A 19,078-nucleotide genomic window follows, 5' to 3' on the forward strand; every position below is an offset into this window, starting at 1 on the left:
TGAAGCGAACGCGTTTACGAGTCTGCCACGAGCGGATTCGCCATTCGGCGATGTGCTGTTAACCGTTTGTTGTGTTCGGGTTGGGCGGTTCCTCGGAAAGGCTTTCTAGCGTCTTCGACGTGCCAGCAAGTACATCGAAGGCCTCGAAGGCCCCGAGGGTCGCCGTCCTCGCCGATTCCGACACCCGGTGGAAATGGGGTGCGCTCACCGCGCACCGTATCGCCCCGGTGCGCTCCGGCGGCGCGGACGTCGTGCTGGACGGGTACCTGCTGCGCGGACGCGCCACCCCGACGGCCCGTCAGCTCCAGGAGGTCGGCGTCCGCGCCGACTCCCTGCGCGAGGTGACCGCCGTCGAGTTCCTGCGGACCATGGCCGACGAGTCCTACGACGTTCTCGTCCTCGCCCTGGTCGGCGGCGGCGTCCAGGCCATGCTGCACGGCCTCAAGCGCGTCTGGGAGGACCGCACCGCGCGGCCCGCCGTCGTCACCGGCTACGTCGGAGTGGTCTACGAGAAGCTCGCCGACGGGCTGCTGCTGCGGCACGGCGCGGACCTTGTCCTCGCCAACTCCCGCCAGGACGCGGACCGCTTCCGCGCCGTGTACGAAGGAGTCGGCGCCGACGCGTCGTGCGTGACCGAGGTGGCCCTGCCCTTCCTCGGCGGCGCGCCCTACACCGGCGAGCACGACCCCTACACGGTCACCTTCGCCGCGCAGCCCTCCGTCCCGGAGAGCCGCAAGGACCGCACCTACCTGCTGGAGCGGCTGGTACGGCACGCCCGCAGGCACCCCGAGCGCGAGGTCCTGCTCAAGCTGCGCTCCCGGCCCGGCGAACACACCACGCACATCGAGGAGCTGCCGTACCAGAAGCTGGCCCAGCGGCTCGACCTGCCGGCCAACTTCCGCCTGGTGTACGGCCACATGGGCGAGGTGCTCGACCGGACCGACCTGCTGGTCACCGTCAGCTCCACGGCCGCCCTGGAATCACTGCACCGCCGCATCCCGACCGTCGTCCTCACCGACCTCGGCGTCCGCGAGAGCCTCGGCAACCACCACTTCGTCGGCTCCGGCTGCCTCGCCTCCTGGGACCAGCTCGACGAGGGCCACCGCCCGGTGCCCGACGAGGAGTGGGTGGCCCGGCAGGGCGTCGCCGCCGACGGCTCGTACGCGACCGCGTTCGACACCGCCCGCGAGCGCATCGCCAAGCTGCTCGACCGGCCCGGCGGCCTGCCCCCGCTGACCCCGTACTACACCCCCGGCACCGCGCCCGGCTATCTGCCCGGCATCCTCGCCCGTCACCACCTCGGCCCCGACGGCACCCCGCTGCCGGGTGCGCCGGCCGCCGACAAGGACCCGGGACCGGTCCGGCAGATCGTGCGCCGCGCCGCCCGCGGGGCCTACCGGCACGGGGTGCAGCGCGTCGCTCCGGTGATCCGGCGGATGGGGGAGCTGTGAGCCGCCCCCGCCCTCGCCCCCGCGATTCCTCCCAAGGAGCCCAAGGAGTACAGCCCATGTCCAACCCGGAAGCGGGACCCGGCGCTTCGGTGCGCCGCGTGCTCGCGGTGATTCCCGCGCGCGGCGGCTCCAAGGGCGTGCCCGCGAAGAACCTCGCCCCCGTCGGCGGCGTACCCCTGGTGGCCCGCGCCGTGCGCGAGTGCCGGGCCGCCCGGCTCGTGACGGACGTCGTGGTCTCCACCGACGACCAGGCCATCGCCGCCGCCGCGCGGGAAGCCGGCGCCGAGGTGGTGCTGCGGCCCGCCGCCATCGCCGGCGACACGGCCACCTCCGAGGCGGCCGTCCTGCACGCCATGGACGCCCACGAGGCGCTGCACGGCTCGGTCGTCGACGCGGTGCTCCTCGTGCAGTGCACCAGCCCGTTCATCGTCCGGGAGGACGTCGACGGCGTCGCCGCGGCCGTCGTCGAGAACGGCGCGGACACGGCGGTGGCCGTGGCCCCCTTCCACGGTTTCGTCTGGCGGGACGCGCAGGACGCGGCGGTCACGGCGGGCAGCGCCCCCGAGGCCGACGCGGCGGTCGGCGGCGGGTACGGCGTCAACCACGACAAGTCGTTCCGGCCGCGCCGCCAGGACCGCCCCCAGGACCTGCTGGAGACCGGCGCCGCCTACGCGATGGACGCGGCCGGCTTCCGCAAGCACCAGCACCGCTTCTTCGGCCGCACCGAACTCGTGCGCACCGACCCGGCGCGGGTGCTGGAGATCGACGACCCGCACGACCTCGCCCGGGCCCGCGCGCTCGCGCCGCTGTTCGACGCCACGCGGCCCGGCGCCCTCCCGACCGCCGGCGACATCGACGCGGTCGTACTGGACTTCGACGGCACCCAGACGGACGACCGGGTGCTGATCGACGCCGATGGACGGGAGTTCGTCTCCGTGCACCGCGGGGACGGACTCGGCATCGCGGCCCTGCGCAGGAGCGGGCTGAAGATGCTGATCCTGTCCACGGAACAGAACCCGGTCGTCGCCGCGCGGGCCCGGAAGCTGCAGATCCCGGTCCTGCACGGCATCGACCGGAAGGACCTCGCACTGAAGCAGTGGTGCGAGGAGCAGGGCATCGCGCCGGAGCGCGTGCTCTACGTCGGCAACGACGTCAACGACCTCCCGTGCTTCGCCCTCGTCGGCTGGCCCGTGGCGGTCGGAAGTGCCCACGACGTCGTGCGCGGCGCCGCACGCGCGGTCACCACCGTCCCCGGTGGCGACGGCGCGATCCGAGAGATCGCCGGCTGGATTCTCGGACCCTCGCTCGACTCTCTCGATTCCCTCACCAAGTAAGGAACTCCCTGACATGAGCACCAACTCCCGCCTGCGCACCTTCGGTTCGCGTGAGGTCGGCCCCGGCAGGCCCGTCTACATCTGCGGCGAGATCGGCATCAACCACAACGGCGACCTCGACAACGCCTTCAAGCTCATCGACGTGGCCGCCGAGGCCGGCTGCGACGCGGTCAAGTTCCAGAAGCGCACGCCGGAGATCTGCACCCCGCGCGACCAGTGGGACATCGAGCGCGACACCCCCTGGGGCCGGATGACGTACATCGACTACCGCCACCGCGTGGAGTTCGGCGAGGACGAGTACCGCCGGATCGACGAGTACTGCAAGTCGAAGAACATCGACTGGTTCGCCTCCCCGTGGGACACCGAGGCCGTCGCCTTCCTGGAGAAGTTCGACGTCCCGGCCCACAAGGTCGCCTCCGCCTCGCTGACCGACGACGAGCTGCTGCGCGCCCTGCGCGCCACCGGCCGCACGGTCATCCTCTCCACCGGCATGTCGACCCCGAAGCAGATCCGCCACGCGGTCGAGGTCCTGGGCTCGGAGAACATCCTCATGTGCCACGCCACCTCGACCTACCCGTCGGTGGCCGAGGAGCTCAACCTCCGCGTGATCAACACGCTGGAGAAGGAGTACCCGAACGTCCCGATCGGCTACTCCGGCCACGAGACCGGCCTGCAGACCACGCTCGCCGCCGTCGCCCTCGGCGCCGTCTTCGTGGAGCGCCACATCACCCTGGACCGCGCCATGTGGGGCTCCGACCAGGCCGCCTCCGTCGAGCCGCAGGGCCTGACCCGCCTGGTGCGCGACATCCGCACCATCGAGGCCTCCCTCGGCGACGGCGTGAAGAAGGTCTACGAGTCCGAGCTCGGCCCGATGAAGAAGCTGCGCCGCGTCGCCGGCGTCGTCGCCGAGGCGGAGATCGCCGACGCCGCGGGCGAGCCGGTCACGGTCTGATCCCTGCCCCACCCTCCCCCACGCCCTGACGCCCAGACGGGACGGTCGTACGCCGATGAGCCCCCGCGCCGGGAATGCCGGCCCCCACACTCTCGCCTTCGTCGAGAGCCCGGTACAGCTGCTGAACGTGCTGGAGTGGGCGCACGCGCACACCCCGGGCGCGGGGGACGGCGGGGGAGGGGACGCGGCGTCGCGGGCGGGGGTCACCCTCGTGGTGCTCTCGCCGAACGACCCGATGACGCGCGGCCAGCTGCGGCGCATGTCGGAGCTGGCCCGTCAGGAGGGCTACGAGGTCCGCTGGGAGGAAGCCCGGGGCGGTGCGGCGGCACCGTTCCAGACGATCGGCGGCCTGGCGGGCCTCCTCCGCCGGGCCGGCCGCGTCGTGCTGGGGGACCCGTTCTCCCGGTACGTGCAGCTCCTGCTGACCATCACCCGGGCGAACGAACTGGTCGTCGTCGACGACGGCACCGCGACCATGGAGTTCGTCGGCCAGCTCGCCCGCGGCGAACGCCTCGTGCGCTGGCACCGCAAGGGCGGCCGCCCGGGGCCGAGGGACCTGGTGTTCGCGCCGGTGTCGTCCTCGGCCCGGCGCCGGCTCACCCCCAGCGAGCGGCGCAGGGTGCAGATCTTCACCTCGATGCCGATCGAGGAGACGCCGCGCGGTGTGACCGTCACCGCCCACGACTTCGGCTGGACCCGCGCCCGGTTCGGCCCGCCCCGCATCACCAAGGGCGCCGACATGGTGGGCACCTCCCTGGTGGAGACCGGGGTCGTGGACGGCGAGCGTTACCTGGACGCCGTGCGGGCGCTCGCCAAGACGCACGGCGCGACGCGCTACTTCGCCCACCGCCGGGAGAGCGCCGACAAACTGCACCGGCTGGCCGTGGACACGGGCCTTGAGGTCGTCCGGCCCGACCTGCCCCTGGAGCTCATCGCCCGGCGCGGCCCCATCGGCCGGACCATCCTCAGTTTCCCGTCGACCGTGGTGCACACCCTGCCGCTGGCGCTCGCCGGCACCGAGGTCCGGGTGGCCGTGTGCGACATCGACCCCGCGTGGCTGACCCAGGGGGCGTCCCCGCGGGCCCGCGGCTTCCTGTCCGGCGTCACCGGCACGGCCCGGGGAGTGGACCGGCTGGCTGCGGTCAGCGCCGGCTGAACCCCACCCCCCCGGAGCACCGGTGGAGCGATGTCCAATGGGTGAACATCGCCGGGATGGGCTGCGCGCGCCGTGGTACCTGTGGAGAAGCGGGTTACTCTCCGTGGCTCTCATGATCCAAGCCGTGAGAAAATCGGGCAGTTTACCCGCCTCCATCGACAGCTATGCGTCGGCCGGTCAATTTTTTCTTCCCGAACGGGTTGAAGTTTTGTTGATCGCGGGTCGGTCGACCACTCCGGCGTCCTACCCTTCAGAGGGTGAAGCAACTGATGTCTCCAGAGTCCGAGGCCGACCTCCCCGGGGAAGCCGTGCTTCCCGGTGCGCTCCCCGAGGCGCTCCGTGCCGAGCTTGTCGTGTTCCGGCGCGATTTGCACATGCACCCCGAGCTCGGCAACCAGGAGTTCCGTACCACCGCCGCGATCAAGGAACGGCTGGAGCAGGCCGGCCTCCGGCCCCGCGTGCTGGCCGGCGGTACCGGACTCGTGTGCGACATCGGTGAGGGGCTCGACCCGGGCCCCGGCATGCTCGCGCTGCGGGCCGACATCGACGGGCTGCCCATCCCGGACACGAAGAGTGAGTGCCCGTACCGCTCGACCGTGCCGGACCGCGCGCACGCCTGCGGACACGACGTGCACACCACGGTCGTGCTGGGCACCGGTCTCGTACTGGCCGATCTGCACCGGGCCGGGCTGCTGCCGCGGCCGGTGCGGCTGATCTTCCAGCCCGCCGAGGAGGTGCTGCCGGGCGGTGCCGCCGACGCCATCGCGTGCGGCGTCCTGGACGGCGTCGCCCGGATCGTCGCCGTGCACTGCGACCCCCGCGTGGACGCCGGGAAGATCGGCCTGCGGCACGGCGCGATCACCTCGGCCTGCGACCGCCTCGAAGTCGCGCTGGACGGACCCGGCGGCCACACCGCCCGGCCGCACCTGACGACCGACCTGGTCACGGCCGCCGCCCGGGTCGCCGTCGACGTGCCCGCCCTCGTCGCGCGGCGCGTCGACAGCCGCAGCGGAGTCGCCGTGACCTGGGGCCGCATCGAGTCCGGCCACGCGCCGAACGTCATCCCGCAGCACGCCGAGCTGTCCGGGACCGTGCGCTGCCTGGACATCGAGGCCTGGCGGCAGGCCCCCGACCTGCTGGTCGCCGCGATCGACGAGGTCGCCAACCTGCACGGGGCCAAGCCGCAGATCGACTACGTCCGCGGCGTGCCGCCCGTGGTCAACGACCCCGACGTGGTCGGTCTGCTGCGGGACGCCATGATCGCCCGGCGCGGCGTGCTCTCCGTCGAGGGGACCGAACAGAGCCTGGGCGGCGAGGACTTCTCCTGGTATCTGGAGCACGTGCCGGGCGCCATGGCGCGGCTCGGTGTGCGCACCCCCGGGGAGCGCCTGGTGCGGGACCTCCACCAGGGCGACTTCGACGCCGACGAGTCGGCGATCGACGTGGGCGTCGAGCTGTTCACGGCCGCCGCGCTGCTCGACGCGACCCAGTAGACACCGGCCGCAGAACCGTCCCGGCCGTCACCGGATGCGCGTACTCCGGTTGCGGCCGGGGCCGGGGCGGGAGAGCCTGACGCCGTGCGGGGTGGAGCGGGCGCACCTCTGTCCCGGGCGCACCCATTCATTCCGGTGGTTCACAAGGCCGTAACCGGCCATCGGCACGAATGGATAACGGCCCGGCGGAACCCCGTTCCCAGAAGTGTCTACGCGCGTTAATGTGCGCCGAACTCAGCACCCACGGCGGGGCTTGGAGAATGGGGAACCTCACAATGCGTCGGATGACCAAACTGACCCGCGTCGCGGTGGGGGTCGCGTCGCTCGCGCTGGCCGCCACGGCCTGCGGCGGAACCAGCGGTGACAGCGGCAGCGGTGGCGACGAGACCAAGGACGACAAGGGCCTCGCGATCGCGTACGACATCGGCGGCAAGGGCGACCAGTCCTTCAACGACGCCGCGTACGCCGGTCTGCAGAAGGCCCAGAAGGAGTTCGGCTACAAGACCGCCGACATCGAGCCCACCGAGGGCGAGACCGACGCCGACAAGGAGCAGCGCCTCGCGTCGCTCGCCAAGCAGGGCTACAACCCGGTCATCGGCGTGGGCTTCGCCTACGGCCCCGCGATGGAGGCCGTGGCCAAGAAGTACCCGAAGACCACCTTCGGCATCGTGGACTCCGTCGTCGAGGGCGCGAACGTCGCGTCCCTCGTCTTCGCCGAGGAGCAGGCCTCCTACCTCGCCGGCGTCGCCGCGGCCAAGGCCACCAAGACCAACACCGTCGGCTTCGTCGGCGGCGTGGACATCCCCCTGATCCACAAGTTCGAGGCCGGCTACAAGCAGGGTGTGCAGGACACGAGCGGCGGCAAGGTCAAGGTCGTCTCGCAGTACCTGACCCAGACGGCCGAGGAGGGCGGCTTCTCCAGCCCCGACAAGGGCAAGGCCGCCGCCGAGGGCCAGATCGAGAAGAAGGCCGACGTCGTCTACCAGGCGGCCGGGCTGTCCGGCCAGGGCGTCATCGAGGCCGCCGCCAAGGCGAAGGTCTGGGCGATCGGCGTCGACTCCGACCAGTACCAGCAGGCGGCGCTGTCGGCGTACAAGCAGTACATCCTCACCTCCGCCCTCAAGGACGTCGGCGGCGCGGTCTACACGCTGGCCAAGTCCGTCGAGGACGGCAAGCCGCTGACCGGCACCCAGACCTTCGACCTGAAGGAGAACGGCGTCGGCCTGTCCGAGAGCAACCCGGAGTTCGCCAAGGTCGCGGGCCTCGCGGACGCGGTCGCCAAGGCGAAGGAAGGCATCATCGACGGCTCCATCAAGGTGAAGACCGAGTAGGGCCGGGACCGAACCCGGTGAAGCGGGCGGGCGCCGGACGGCGCCCGCCCGCTTCGCGCGTCCCGGAAAGGTCACCGAACGCCACCCGGTGTTTGCGTTCGGCAAGGTCCCGGACGGCCCCGTCCGCCGTGTCGCGCGCCTCAGGCCACGGGCGCATAACAAGGTGGACAGAAGGGGTTTTCAGGCAGGTCTACGCGCGTTAATCTGCGGCGGAAGCCAGCGCCGCAGCCGAACCGTCCCGGCGCTTGTACGACAGGAGCACCAACACATGCGCCGGATTTCCCGGATCACGGTCGCAGGCGCAGCGACCGCCTCCCTGGCCCTCGCGCTGTCCGCCTGCGGCGGTACCTCGACCTCCGCCGGCTCGTCCGAGTCGAAGGGCGACAAGGGCCTCGCCATCGCGTACGACGTCGGCGGCAGGGGCGACCAGTCCTTCAACGACGCGGCGTACGCGGGCCTGGAGAAGGCGGAGAAGGAGTTCGGTTACGACACGGCCGACATCGAGCCCACCGAGGGCGAGACCGACGCCGACAAGCAGCAGCGCCTGGAATCGCTGGCCAAGCAGGGCTACAACCCGGTGATCGGGGTGGGCTACGCGTACGCCACCGCCCTCAAGGGCGCCGCGGAGAAGTTCCCGGACACCACCTTCGGCATCGTGGACGACTCCACCGTCGAGGCGAAGAACGTCGCCGACCTCGTGTTCTCCGAGGAAGAGGCCTCCTACCTCGCCGGTGTGGCGGCCGCCAAGTCCACCAGGAGCAACGTCGTGGGCTTCGTCGGCGGGGTGGACATCCCGCTGATCCACAAGTTCCAGGCGGGCTTCGCGCAGGGCGTCAAGGACACCAACCCCAAGGCCAAGGTGCTGACGCAGTACCTGACCCAGACGGCCGAGGAGGGCGGCTTCTCCAGCCCGGACAAGGGCAAGACGGCCGCCGAGGGCCAGATCGAGAAGAAGGCCGACGTCGTCTACGCCGCGGCCGGTCTGTCCGGTCAGGGCGTCATCGAGGCCGCCGCCGCCAACAAGGTGTGGGCGATCGGCGTCGACTCCGACCAGTACAAGCAGGCGGCCCTCGCCAAGTTCAAGGACGCGATCCTCACCTCGGCGACGAAGGACGTCGCCAAGGCGGTCTACAACCTGGCGAAGTCGGTCGAGGACGGCAAGCCGCAGACCGGTATCGTCAGGGGCGATCTGAAGACCGGCGAGGTCGGCCTCTCCGACTCGAACCCCGAGTTCAAGGAGAACGCCGAGCTCCAGAAGGCGGTCGAAGAGGCCAAGGAGAAGATCATCAGCGGCGAGATCAAGGTCAAGAGCAGCTGACAGCACGACTTCGAGCAGCGTGTAACCCCGGGGTTACGTCCGCTCAACGGGGTACGGGGAGGCCTGCCTCCCTGTGCCCCGTTGTCCCGGTCGTCACTCCCATCGATGCCGTAGGGGCGCTACGCGCGTAGACGACCCCCGTCCACAGGAGAGTGCGCCATCAACGCGTCCAGCAGCCCTCCGGCCGGAGCGGCGGCAGGCGGTACGACCGCCGTCGAGCTCGCCGGGATCACGAAGCGATTCCCGGGCGTCGTGGCCAACCACGACATCCACCTCACGGTCCGCAAGGGCACCGTCCACGCCCTCGTCGGCGAGAACGGCGCCGGCAAGTCGACCCTGATGAAGATCCTCTACGGCATGCAGAAGCCGGACGAGGGCACCATCGGCGTCGACGGCGAGCAGGTCACCTTCTCGTCGCCGGCCGACGCCATCTCCCGCGGCATCGGCATGGTGCACCAGCACTTCATGCTCGCCGACAACCTCACCGTGCTCGAAAACGTGGTCCTCGGCAGCGAGAAGCTGCACGGCATCGGCGCCAGGGCCCGCCGCAGGATCAACGAGATCTCCGAGCGCTACGGCCTCGACGTGCGCCCCGACGCCCTCGTGGAGGAACTCGGCGTCGCCGCCCGCCAGCGCGTGGAGATCCTCAAGGTCCTCTACCGCGGCGCCCGCACGCTCATCCTCGACGAGCCGACCGCCGTGCTCGTCCCGCAGGAGGTCGACGCCCTCTTCGCCAACCTGCGCGAACTGCGCTCCGAGGGCCTGTCGGTCATCTTCATCTCCCACAAGCTCGGCGAGGTCCTCTCCGTCGCCGACGAGATCACCGTCATCCGGCGCGGCACCACCGTCGGCACGGCCGTCCCCGCCGAGACGACGCCCCGTCAGCTCGCCGAGATGATGGTCGGCAGCGAGCTCCCGACGCCGGAGACCGCCGAGTCGACGGTCACCGACCGGCCCGTCATCACCGTCGACAAGCTGCGCCTGCAGGCGCCGGGCGGCAAGGCCCTGCTGGACGACATCACCTTCACCATCCACGCCGGCGAGGTGCTGGGCATCGCGGGCGTCGAGGGCAACGGCCAGACCGAACTGGTCGACGCGCTCATCGGCCTGAGGGCACCCGACTCCGGGACCATCCGGCTGGCCGAGGACGAGATCACCGCCTGGCCCACCCGCAGGCGCCGCGAGGAGGGCATCGGCTACATCCCCGAGGACCGCCACCGCCACGGCCTGCTGCTGGAAGCGCCCCTGTGGGAGAACCGCATCCTCGGCCACGTCACCGAGAAGCCCAACGCCAAGGGCGTCTGGCTCGACCCGAAGGCCGCCCAGGAGGACACCCGGCGGATCGTCACCAAGTACGACGTCCGCACCCCCGGCATCGACGTCACCGCCGCCTCCCTGTCCGGCGGCAACCAGCAGAAGCTGATCGTCGGCCGCGAGATGAGCCACCAGCCGCGCTTCCTCATCGCCGCGCACCCCACCCGCGGTGTGGACGTCGGCGCGCAGGCCGCGATCTGGGACCACATCCGCGAGGCCCGCCGCGAGGGCCTGGCCGTGCTGCTGATCTCCGCCGACCTCGACGAGCTGATCGGCCTGTCCGACACCCTCCGCGTGATCTACAACGGCAAGCTGGTCGCCGACGCCGACCCGGCCACCATCACCCCGGAGGAACTCGGCTCCGCCATGACCGGCGCCGCCACCGGGCACCTCGAACACGACGAGACCCCCGGGACGGCGGCGGACACCACCCCCGAGACTCCCGACCTCCGCAAGTCTCCCGAGGCTCCGGAAGACGAGGCCCGCTGATGAAGAAGTTCGACAAGGAGCGCGTGCTCCTCGCGGTGGCCGGCCCGGTCATCGCGCTCGCCGTGGCCTTCGTCCTGAGCGCGATCGTCCTGATCGCCTCGGGCAAGAACCCCGTCGAGCCGTTCGCCCTGATGTTCGAGCAGGCGTCGTTCTCCGACATCCAGGTCCTGATCGTCAACCAGGCCTCGATGTACTACATCGCGGCGCTCGCGGTCGCCATCGGCTTCCGCATGAACCTGTTCAACATCGGCGTCGACGGCCAGTACCAGCTCGCCGCCATGATGGCCGCCGTCGTCGGCGCCCACGCGAACCTGCCCGCGGTCCTCCAGATCCCGCTGCTGATCCTCACCGCCGTGTGCACCGGCGCCTTCTGGTCCGGCATCGCCGGCCTGCTGAAGGTCACCCGCGGCGTCAGCGAGGTCGTCGCCACGATCATGCTCAACGCGATCGCGACCTCGGTCATCGCCTACCTGTGGCTGCCGGACGTCTTCGGCGTGAAGGTCGGCAACAACAACACCACCGGCGAGATGCACGAATCCGGCTGGGTGCCCGGCATCGGCATGGGCGCGGCCGGCGAGATCTACGGCCTGGTCCTCCTCGCGGTCGTCCTCGGCATCGGCTACTGGGTCGTCCTCAACCGCACCCGCTTCGGCTTCGACCTGCGCGCCTCGGGCGCCTCGGAGACCGCGGCGGCGGCCAGCGGCGTGGACCCCCGGCGCATGGTGCTCACCGCCATGCTGATCTCCGGCGCCGTCGCCGGACTCGCGGGCCTGCCCATCCTGATGGGCGACACCCACACCTACAGCCTCAACTTCCCCACCGGCATCGGCTTCCTCGGCATCGGCATCGCCCTGCTCGGACGCAACAGCCCGGTCGGCATCGCGTTCGCCGCCCTGCTGTGGGCCTGGCTCGACAAGGCCTCGCCCGAGCTCGACTTCCACGGCTACGACAAGGAGATCGCGGTCATCATGCAGGGCCTGATCGTGCTCTCGGTCGTCGTCTCCTACGAGGCCGTCCGCGAGTGGGGCCTGCGCCGCCAGCAGCGCCGCGTCGGCGCCGAACTCGCCGCCGGTCACGTCCTCGGCGCCACCGACAACACCCAGAAGGAGGTGGCTGGCCGATGACCACGTCCCCGACCTCGGCGGTCGACGTCAACCAGCCCACGCTGCAGCCCGCGGCGCCGACCGGCCGCCGCCTGTCGCTGCCCGTCCTGCTGCTGATCATCGCCGCGGCCCTGGCGCTGACGTCGATCGTCCGCATCATCACCGACGCGAACGGCATCACCAACGTCAGCCAGATGTCCACCGCGCTCCAGCTCGCCGTCCCGATCGGCCTCGCCGGTCTCGGCGGCCTGTGGGCCGAGCGCGCGGGCGTCGTCAACATCGGCCTCGAAGGCATGATGATCCTCGGCACCTGGTTCGGTGCCTGGGCCGGCTTCCAGTGGGGCCCGTGGACCGGCGTGCTCGTCGGCATCCTCGGCGGCGCGATCGGCGGCCTGCTGCACGCCCTCGTCACCGTCACCTTCAACGTGAACCACATCGTCTCCGGTGTGGCCATCAACATCCTCGCCCTCGGCGCCACCCGCTACCTCGCCCCCCTGGCCTTCGAGGGCCACCAGGGCGGCTCCGCCAAGCAGTCCCCGGCGGTGGAGTCCCTCGGCCACTTCACGGTGCCGGGGCTGTCCGACGCGCTGCGCGACCTCAACGCCAAGGGCTGGTTCTTCGTCTCGGACGTCGCCGGCCTGCTCGGCGGCCTGGTCACCAACGTGTCCTGGCTGACCCTGGTCGCCGTCGCGCTGATCCCGGCCACCTGGTGGATCCTGTGGCGCACCCCGTTCGGGCTGCGGCTGCGCTCCTGCGGCGAGAACCCGGTCGCCGCCGAGTCCCTCGGCGTCAACGTCTACAAGTACAAGTACCTCGCCGTGATCATCTCCGGCGGACTGGCCGGCCTCGGCGGTGTCTTCCTCGCCATCGTCGCCAACCCGTTCTACCTGGAGGGCCAGGTCAGCGGCCGCGGCTACATCGGCCTCGCCGCGATGATCTTCGGCAACTGGATGCCGGGCGGCCTCGCCATCGGCGCCGGCCTGTTCGGCTACACCGACAGCCTCAACCTGCGCGGCGGCTCCGCCAACGTGCACGCCCTGCTGCTGCTCGGCGCGATCCTGCTGGTCATCGGCGCGATCTGGCTTCTGATCCGCAAGAAGTACGTCCAGGCCGTGATCACCGTGGTCGTCGGCGCCCTGGTGTTCGCCTGGTACGCCGGCACCAACGAGGTCCCGAACCAGGTCGTCTCCGCCACGCCGTACGTCATCACGCTGATCGTGCTCGCGCTGTCCGCGCAGCGGCTGCGGATGCCGAGGGCCAACGGCATGCCGTACCGGAAGGGGCAGGGCAAGTGACGGACGTCGACTGGGAGAGCCTGCGGGCCGCGGCCCGGGAGGCCATGTGCCGGGCGTACGCCCCGTACTCGGGCTACCCGGTCGGCGCCGCCGCCCAGGTCGACGACGGCCGCACGGTGACCGGCTGCAACGTCGAGAACGCCTCCTACGGCATCGGCCTGTGCGCCGAGTGCGGACTGGTCTCGGAGCTGGTCCGCACCGGCGGCGGCCGGCTGACGCACTTCACCTGTGTCGACGGCCGCGGCGAGATCCTCGTCCCGTGCGGCCGCTGCCGTCAGCTGCTGTACGAGTTCGGCGGCCCGGACCTGCTGCTGGAGACCCCGGAGGGCATCCTGCCGCTGTCCCGGATGCTGCCGCAGGCCTTCGGGCCCGAGTACCTCGGCAAGTAAACCCACGTGCGGCCCCTCCGAGCTGGTCAGGTGCTCGGAGGGGCCGCGCTCTTTTCGCACCCTCGGAAGGAAGTCACGGCCATGGACGCCATCTCCGTCATCCGCGCCAAGCGGGACCGCGGCGAACTCAGCGACGAGCAGATCGACTGGGTCATCGACGCGTACACCCGCGGGGAGGTCGCCGACGAGCAGATGTCGGCCCTCGCCATGGCCATCCTGCTCAACGGCATGAACCGCCGTGAGATCTCCCGCTGGACGGCGGCGATGATCGCCTCCGGCGAGCGCATGGACTTCTCGTCGCTGTCCCGGCCGACCGCCGACAAGCACTCCACGGGCGGCGTCGGCGACAAGATCACCCTGCCGCTGGCCCCGCTCGTCGCGGCCTGCGGCGCGGCCGTCCCGCAGCTGTCGGGCCGCGGCCTCGGCCACACCGGCGGCACGCTGGACAAGCTGGAGTCCATCCCCGGCTGGCGCGCGCTGCTCTCCAACGAGGAGATGCTGAGCGTCCTGGACGGCGTCGGCGCGGTGATCTGCGCGGCCGGTGACGGCCTGGCCCCCGCCGACAAGAAGCTGTACGCGCTGCGGGACGTCACCGGCACGGTCGAGGCGATCCCGCTGATCGCCTCCTCCATCATGTCCAAGAAGATCGCGGAGGGCACCGGCTCGCTCGTCCTGGACGTGAAGACCGGCACCGGCGCGTTCATGAAGACGATCGAGGACGCCCGCGAACTGGCCTCCACCATGGTCGGCCTCGGCACGGACCACGGCGTGAGGACGGTGGCGCTGCTCACGGACATGTCGACGCCGCTCGGCCTGACCGCGGGCAACGCCCTGGAGGTCCGCGAGTCCGTGGAGGTCCTGGCCGGCGGCGGCCCCGCGGACGTCGTCGAACTGACCCTCGCCCTGGCCCGCGAGATGCTGGACGCGGCGGGCGTGCAGGACGCCGACCCGGCGAAGGCCCTGGCCGACGGCTCGGCGATGGACGTCTGGCGCCGCATGATCGCGGCCCAGGGCGGCGACCCGGACGCGCCCCTGCCGACGTCGAAGGAACAGCACGTGGTGAAGGCGGGCGCCTCCGGCGTCCTGACCCGCCTCGACGCCTACGACATCGGCATCGCCGCCTGGCGCCTCGGCGCGGGCCGCGCCCGCAAGGAGGACCCGGTGCAGGCGGCGGCGGGCGTCGAACTCCACGCCAAGCCGGGCGACACGGTGACCCAGGGCCAGCCCCTGCTGACCCTCCACACGGACACCCCCGAGCGCTTCGACTACGCCCTTGAGGCGGTCGACGGCTCGTACGACATCGCGGCCCCGGGCACGCCGTTCACCGCGTCGCCGGTGGTGCTGGAGCGCATCGCCTGAGCGGCGCGCATCCCTCACGGAAGGGCCGGTGCCGGACCGGGCACCGGCCCTTCCGCGCAAGCGCGTCGGGGCGGACGAGAGCCCGGCGCAGGCGTCCCTCACCCGAGCAGCGTCGCCACGAGCACCAGGACCGGTACCGACGCCGCCGTCGAGAGCAGGATCGCGTCCCGGGCCAGGGTCTCGCCGACGCGGTAGCGGCTCGCGTAGGTGTAGAGGTTCTGGGCGGCGGGCAGCGCCGAGGTGACGACCACGTCGAGCAGGGCCGCGCCGTGCAGCCCGAACGCGTACGCCGCCAGCGCCCAGGCGGCCAGGGGCTGGCCGACCGCCTTCAGGGCGACCGACAGGAACACGGGGGTGCGGTCGGCGCCCCGGCCCGGTGCCGTGCTGCCGTGCAGGGAGATCCCGAAGGCCAGCAGCACCGCCGGGACCGACATGTTGCCGATCAGGGTCAGCGGGTCCATCACCGGCCCCGGTATCTCCATGCCGACCGCCGAGACCGCCACACCGGCCAGCGACGCCACGGCTATCGGATTGCCGACCGGGGTGAGCAGCCGGCGCCACAGCGGGCCCTTGCCGCCCCGGCCCGACAGGTCCAGCACCGTGAGCGCGACCGGCGTCACGACGATCAGCTGGAACAGCAGCACGGGGGCGACGAGGGACGCGTCGCCGAGGACGTACACGGCGATCGGGATGCCGAGGTTGCCGGAGTTGACGTAACTGGAGCACAGCGCGCCGATCGTGGTGCGGCCCACGCCCCAGCCGCGCACGGCACCGACCGCGATGAACACGCCCGCCGCCGCAGCCGTGCTCATCGCCGTCACCAGCAGCCGGCTGGAGAAGATCACCGACAGGTCGGCCCCGGCGAGCATCGTGAACAGCAGCGCCGGGGACGCCACATGGAACGCGAGCTTCGTCAGCACCTCGCGGCCGTGGACGCCGAGGTGCCCCCGCCTACCGATCGCGTAGCCGACCCCGATCACGACCGCGATGACCGCGAACCCGCTCAACACGCCCCGCACGGCGCCCCCTCGACCGGGAGAAGGGCATGCGCCGACGCGGACGGACATGATCTGTGGGCCATACACCCAACCCTCCGGGCAACCCCGGACGCGGGTCAATGTGATCCTTACGGCGGTCCGGAGCGGTCCGGAGCGGGTCGGGCCGGGTCGGGCCGGAGCGGTGCGCGGCGGTGGAGGGCCGCCTGGGCACGGGGCGGCCTGGGCACGGCGTGGCAGCCGGCCGGGGTGGGCCGGCTGTCGGGGCGCGATGAGTTACGGGCGCGGCGCCGGTCTACCGTACGTGGACGCCATGACACCCGCCGTACTCGTGCTGCCCGGCCCCGTCTCCCGGACGGAGCTGCCGCGGCTGTGCGCCGAGGTGCGCGCCCGGCTGGAGGACACCGGGGCCGGTGTCGTGGTCTGCGACGTCGGCGGGCTGGGTCCGCCGGGGCTCGCCCACGTCGACCTGCTGGCGCGGCTCCAGCTCGCCGCCCGGCGGGCCGGCGGCCGGATCAGGCTGCGCTCTCCCGACCCCGCGCTACCGGCCCTCCTCGATCTGGTCGGCCTCGTCGTCGAGGTGGAGGGGCAGCCCGAACAGCGGGAACCAGCGCTGTGTGTCGAGGAAGAAGTGGAATCCGGAGACCCGCCCCCCTGAGATCTCCAGCACCTGGACCGCCCACGGCGTGAACCCGCCCTGCTCGGGGTCCGGCTTGTAGTGCGCGAAGCCCGGCAGGCCGTTGACCTCGACCGGCCGCAGCCGCGACCCGGCACAGGACGCCCCCAGCGTCGTCATGAAGCCGGTGATGTCCGCCGGGCCCGACAGCCACAGGTCGAACGGCGGCATCGTCATGATCGCGTCCTCGTGCAGCAGCGCCGTCAGCGCCGTCATGTCGTAGCCCTCGAAGGCCGCGACGTAGCGCTCCAGGAGCTTGCGCTGCTCGTCGTCCAGCGGGTCGGACACGGCAGCGTCGGCGCCCCGGTCGCGCCCCCGCTCGGCGAGGGTCGCGCGGGCCCGCTGGAGGGCGCTGTTGACCGACGCGACCGACGTGTCGAGCAGCTCGGCCACCTCGCTCGCCCGCCAGGCCAGCACCTCGCGCAGGATCAGCACCGCCCGCTGCTTGGGCGGCAGTTGCTGGAGGGCGGCCATGAAGGCGAGCCGGACGGACTCCTTGGCGACCGCGGCCTCCGCCGGGTCCTCGACCGTCGGCAGTACGCGCGCGTCGGGCATGGGCTCCAGCCAGGTGTGGTCGGGGCGGGGCGTGAGGGCCGCCCGGGCGAGCGGCGTGGACTCCGTGAGGTCGACGGGCCGGGCGCGCTTGTTGCCCGCGCTCAGCATGTCCAGGCACACGTTCGTCGCGATGCGGTAGAGCCAGGAGCGCAGGCTGGAGCGGCCCTCGAACTTGTCGTAGCTCCGCCAGGCGCGCACCAGCGTGTCCTGCACCGCGTCCTCGGCCTCGAAGGACGAGCCGAGCATGCGGTAGCAGTACCCGGTCAGCTCGGTCCGGTGCTTTTCCAGCGCTACGTCGAGCTCTGGTGTCGCCGTGCTGTTCGTCATGGTCCACCCACCCCTGTGGCCGTCCTGTCGCGCCTTTGCGCCCAGCACTTCGGAAGCTACCGCAGCGCACTGACAACGGCCTGTCGTCTCGGCGAAACGGCTGGTCAGGAGAGGGGCGGCTGGTACGGTACGCGCGCCCCGGCCATCCGCGCGGGGCGCACTCCTCAGGCGGCCGTCGCGAGCCGGCGCCGCGACCGCGCCGCCCGCGTCCCGAACACCGTGATCGTCACGACGCCGAGCACCGCCAGCAGTCCGACGCCGACCGTCCCGGCCCAGCCGCCGCCGTGGTAGGCCAGCGCGCCCACCGTGCTGCCCGCGCTGGAGCCGATGTAGTACGCCGACTGGTACAGCGCGGACGCCTGGGCGCGGCCGTGCGTGGCCGTCTTGCTGACCGCGGACGAGGCCACCGCGTGGCCCGCGAAGAAGCCCGCCGTGATCAGCACCAGGCCCGCCAGGACCAGCGGCAGCGAGCCGGCCAGGGACAGCAGCAGGCCCGTCGCCGTGGTGCCGCCCGCCGCGTACAGCGCGCCCCGGCGGCCCAGCCGTCCCACCAGGCGTCCCGCGGTCGAGGCCGACACCGTACCGACCAGGTAGACCAGGAAGATCGAGCCGACGATGCCCTGCGGCAGCCCGAACGGGGCCTGGGTCAGGCGGTAGCCGATCACCGTGTAGACACCGCCGAACACGGTCATGAACAGGGCGCCGATCGCGTACAGGCGTCGCAGCAGCGGGTTCGACAGGTGGCCGCGGACCGTGCGGGCCAGCACCCGCGGGCGCAGCGAGCCCGGCCGGAAGTGCCTGGGGGCGGGCAGCAGCACCCGGAAGGCCACCGCGCACGCCACCGCGATCGCGCCGATCACACCGACGGCGACCCGCCAGCCCCACTCCTGCGCCACCCAGCCGGTGATGACCCGGCCGCTCATCCCGCCGACGCTGTTGCCGGCGACGAACAGGCCGATCGCCGTGATCAGGGCCTTCGGCGTGACCTCCTCCGCGAGGTACGCGGTCGCCGACGCCGGCAGCCCGGCCAGCGCCGCGCCCTGCACCGCCCGCAGCGCCACCAGCGCGGTGAGCGAGGGCGCGAAGGGCACCAGCAGACCGACGGTCACCGCGACCGCGAGGGACGCCGTCATGACCGTACGGCGTCCGTACCGCTCGGACAGGGCGCTCATCGGCAGGACGAACACCGCCAGGCCGCCCGTCGCCGCCGCCACGGTCCAGCTCGCGTCGCTCGCGCTCACGCCGAACTCGCCGGAGATCAGCGGCAGCAGCGCCTGGGTGGAGTACAGCAGGGCGAACGTCGCCACGCCCGCCAGGAAGAGGGCGAAACTCATCCGGCGGTAACCGGGCCCGCCGGGGGACACCCGGGAGTCGGCGGCCAAGACGCCGGGAGAGGCAGGCGAAGAGGCGCCGGCAGAGGCGGTGGAGGAAACAGACGGCACGGCGCCCACGGTGGTGGACGCCCCGGTACTGGCGGGAGTCATACCCAGAACGTACGAAGCGCCTTACTGATCCGTCCAATGCATGGAATCGTCATAATC

The 19,078-nt window shown here is 71.8% G+C and carries 16 protein-coding genes; 13 read left to right on the forward strand and 3 right to left on the reverse strand.

Annotated features, from left to right (window positions below; all coding sequences use genetic code 11):
* Positions 1 to 119: 119 nt before the first annotated feature.
* From QC282_RS06425 to QC282_RS06480, 12 genes are all read left to right on the forward strand, one after another.
* Complete coding sequence (locus QC282_RS06425; RefSeq protein WP_279548230.1) at positions 120 to 1,451, forward strand: DUF6716 putative glycosyltransferase; 1,332 nt, start codon at positions 120 to 122, stop codon at positions 1,449 to 1,451.
* Between the two features lie 56 nt (positions 1,452 to 1,507).
* On the forward strand, positions 1,508 to 2,785 hold the full coding sequence (locus QC282_RS06430; RefSeq protein WP_279548231.1) for an N-acylneuraminate cytidylyltransferase: 1,278 nt from the start codon (positions 1,508 to 1,510) through the stop codon (positions 2,783 to 2,785).
* Between the two features lie 13 nt (positions 2,786 to 2,798).
* On the forward strand, positions 2,799 to 3,737 hold the full coding sequence (locus tag QC282_RS06435) for an N-acetylneuraminate synthase family protein (protein ID WP_279548232.1): 939 nt from the start codon (positions 2,799 to 2,801) through the stop codon (positions 3,735 to 3,737).
* Positions 3,738 to 3,792: 55 nt separating this feature from the next.
* On the forward strand, positions 3,793 to 4,893 hold the full coding sequence (locus QC282_RS06440; RefSeq protein WP_279548233.1) for a hypothetical protein: 1,101 nt from the start codon (positions 3,793 to 3,795) through the stop codon (positions 4,891 to 4,893).
* A gap of 269 nt (positions 4,894 to 5,162) precedes the next feature.
* On the forward strand, positions 5,163 to 6,386 hold the full coding sequence (locus tag QC282_RS06445; RefSeq protein WP_279548234.1) for an amidohydrolase: 1,224 nt from the start codon (positions 5,163 to 5,165) through the stop codon (positions 6,384 to 6,386).
* 275 nt (positions 6,387 to 6,661) lie between these two features.
* Positions 6,662 to 7,717 (forward strand): BMP family ABC transporter substrate-binding protein, encoded by a 1,056-nt coding sequence (locus tag QC282_RS06450; protein ID WP_279548235.1) that lies wholly within the window; start codon positions 6,662 to 6,664, stop codon positions 7,715 to 7,717.
* Positions 7,718 to 7,985: 268 nt separating this feature from the next.
* The gene (locus QC282_RS06455) at positions 7,986 to 9,035 is read left to right on the forward strand and encodes a BMP family ABC transporter substrate-binding protein (protein WP_279548236.1); all 1,050 of its coding nucleotides are present in this window, start codon (positions 7,986 to 7,988) and stop codon (positions 9,033 to 9,035) included.
* Positions 9,036 to 9,194: 159 nt separating this feature from the next.
* A complete protein-coding gene (locus tag QC282_RS06460; protein ID WP_279548430.1) occupies positions 9,195 to 10,838 on the forward strand; it encodes an ABC transporter ATP-binding protein in 1,644 nt (547 codons plus the stop codon).
* Positions 10,838 to 11,962: an ABC transporter permease gene (locus QC282_RS06465; protein WP_279548237.1), complete on the forward strand. Its 1,125-nt coding sequence runs from the start codon at positions 10,838 to 10,840 to the stop codon at positions 11,960 to 11,962. Before QC282_RS06460 ends, QC282_RS06465 begins: the two co-directional genes overlap by 1 nt.
* Positions 11,959 to 13,236, forward strand: a complete 1,278-nt coding sequence (locus QC282_RS06470) for an ABC transporter permease (protein ID WP_279548238.1) — start codon at positions 11,959 to 11,961, stop codon at positions 13,234 to 13,236. The genes QC282_RS06465 and QC282_RS06470 overlap by 4 nt, the downstream gene beginning before the upstream one ends.
* A complete protein-coding gene (locus QC282_RS06475; RefSeq protein ID WP_279548239.1) occupies positions 13,233 to 13,625 on the forward strand; it encodes a cytidine deaminase in 393 nt (130 codons plus the stop codon). The genes QC282_RS06470 and QC282_RS06475 overlap by 4 nt, the downstream gene beginning before the upstream one ends.
* 81 nt (positions 13,626 to 13,706) lie before the next feature.
* Positions 13,707 to 14,984 (forward strand): thymidine phosphorylase, encoded by a 1,278-nt coding sequence (locus tag QC282_RS06480; RefSeq protein ID WP_279548240.1) that lies wholly within the window; start codon positions 13,707 to 13,709, stop codon positions 14,982 to 14,984.
* Positions 14,985 to 15,082: 98 nt separating this feature from the next.
* Here the strand turns inward: QC282_RS06480 and QC282_RS06485 are convergent, their stop codons facing one another.
* Positions 15,083 to 16,003: an AEC family transporter gene (locus QC282_RS06485; RefSeq protein ID WP_279548241.1), complete on the reverse strand. Its 921-nt coding sequence runs from the start codon at positions 16,001 to 16,003 to the stop codon at positions 15,083 to 15,085.
* A gap of 289 nt (positions 16,004 to 16,292) precedes the next feature.
* Between QC282_RS06485 and QC282_RS06490 the strand changes: the two genes are divergently transcribed.
* Positions 16,293 to 16,637, forward strand: a complete 345-nt coding sequence (locus QC282_RS06490; RefSeq protein ID WP_279548242.1) for an STAS domain-containing protein — start codon at positions 16,293 to 16,295, stop codon at positions 16,635 to 16,637.
* On the opposite strand, the gene QC282_RS06495 is transcribed toward QC282_RS06490, so the two are convergent.
* Positions 16,521 to 17,537 carry a sigma-70 family RNA polymerase sigma factor gene (locus tag QC282_RS06495; RefSeq protein ID WP_279548243.1) on the reverse strand — a complete coding sequence of 339 codons (1,017 nt, stop codon included), beginning with the start codon at positions 17,535 to 17,537 and terminating at the stop codon, positions 16,521 to 16,523. The genes QC282_RS06490 and QC282_RS06495 overlap by 117 nt on opposite strands.
* 164 nt (positions 17,538 to 17,701) lie before the next feature.
* Positions 17,702 to 19,021 (reverse strand): MFS transporter, encoded by a 1,320-nt coding sequence (locus tag QC282_RS06500; RefSeq protein WP_279548244.1) that lies wholly within the window; start codon positions 19,019 to 19,021, stop codon positions 17,702 to 17,704.
* Positions 19,022 to 19,078: the final 57 nt, after the last annotated feature.

Origin of the sequence: Streptomyces sp. DH24, assembly GCF_029813775.1 — a bacterium.
Taxonomy (GTDB): Bacteria; Actinomycetota; Actinomycetes; order Streptomycetales; family Streptomycetaceae; genus Streptomyces.

Excerpts from the sequence above, each read along its gene's own strand:
- QC282_RS06430 (WP_279548231.1), top strand. The coding sequence starts at position 1,508 with ATGTCCAACCCGGAAGCGGGACCCGGCGCTTCGGTGCGCCGCGTGCTC.
- QC282_RS06435 (WP_279548232.1), top strand. The coding sequence starts at position 2,799 with ATGAGCACCAACTCCCGCCTGCGCACCTTCGGTTCGCGTGAGGTCGGC.
- QC282_RS06440 (WP_279548233.1), top strand. The coding sequence starts at position 3,793 with ATGAGCCCCCGCGCCGGGAATGCCGGCCCCCACACTCTCGCCTTCGTC.
- QC282_RS06445 (WP_279548234.1), top strand. The coding sequence starts at position 5,163 with ATGTCTCCAGAGTCCGAGGCCGACCTCCCCGGGGAAGCCGTGCTTCCC.
- QC282_RS06450 (WP_279548235.1), top strand. The coding sequence starts at position 6,662 with ATGCGTCGGATGACCAAACTGACCCGCGTCGCGGTGGGGGTCGCGTCG.
- QC282_RS06455 (WP_279548236.1), top strand. The coding sequence starts at position 7,986 with ATGCGCCGGATTTCCCGGATCACGGTCGCAGGCGCAGCGACCGCCTCC.
- QC282_RS06465 (WP_279548237.1), top strand. The coding sequence starts at position 10,838 with ATGAAGAAGTTCGACAAGGAGCGCGTGCTCCTCGCGGTGGCCGGCCCG.
- QC282_RS06470 (WP_279548238.1), top strand. The coding sequence starts at position 11,959 with ATGACCACGTCCCCGACCTCGGCGGTCGACGTCAACCAGCCCACGCTG.
- QC282_RS06480 (WP_279548240.1), top strand. The coding sequence starts at position 13,707 with ATGGACGCCATCTCCGTCATCCGCGCCAAGCGGGACCGCGGCGAACTC.
- QC282_RS06490 (WP_279548242.1), top strand. The coding sequence starts at position 16,293 with ATGACACCCGCCGTACTCGTGCTGCCCGGCCCCGTCTCCCGGACGGAG.
- QC282_RS06495 (WP_279548243.1), bottom strand. The coding sequence starts at position 17,537 with ATGACGAACAGCACGGCGACACCAGAGCTCGACGTAGCGCTGGAAAAG.
- QC282_RS06500 (WP_279548244.1), bottom strand. The coding sequence starts at position 19,021 with ATGACTCCCGCCAGTACCGGGGCGTCCACCACCGTGGGCGCCGTGCCG.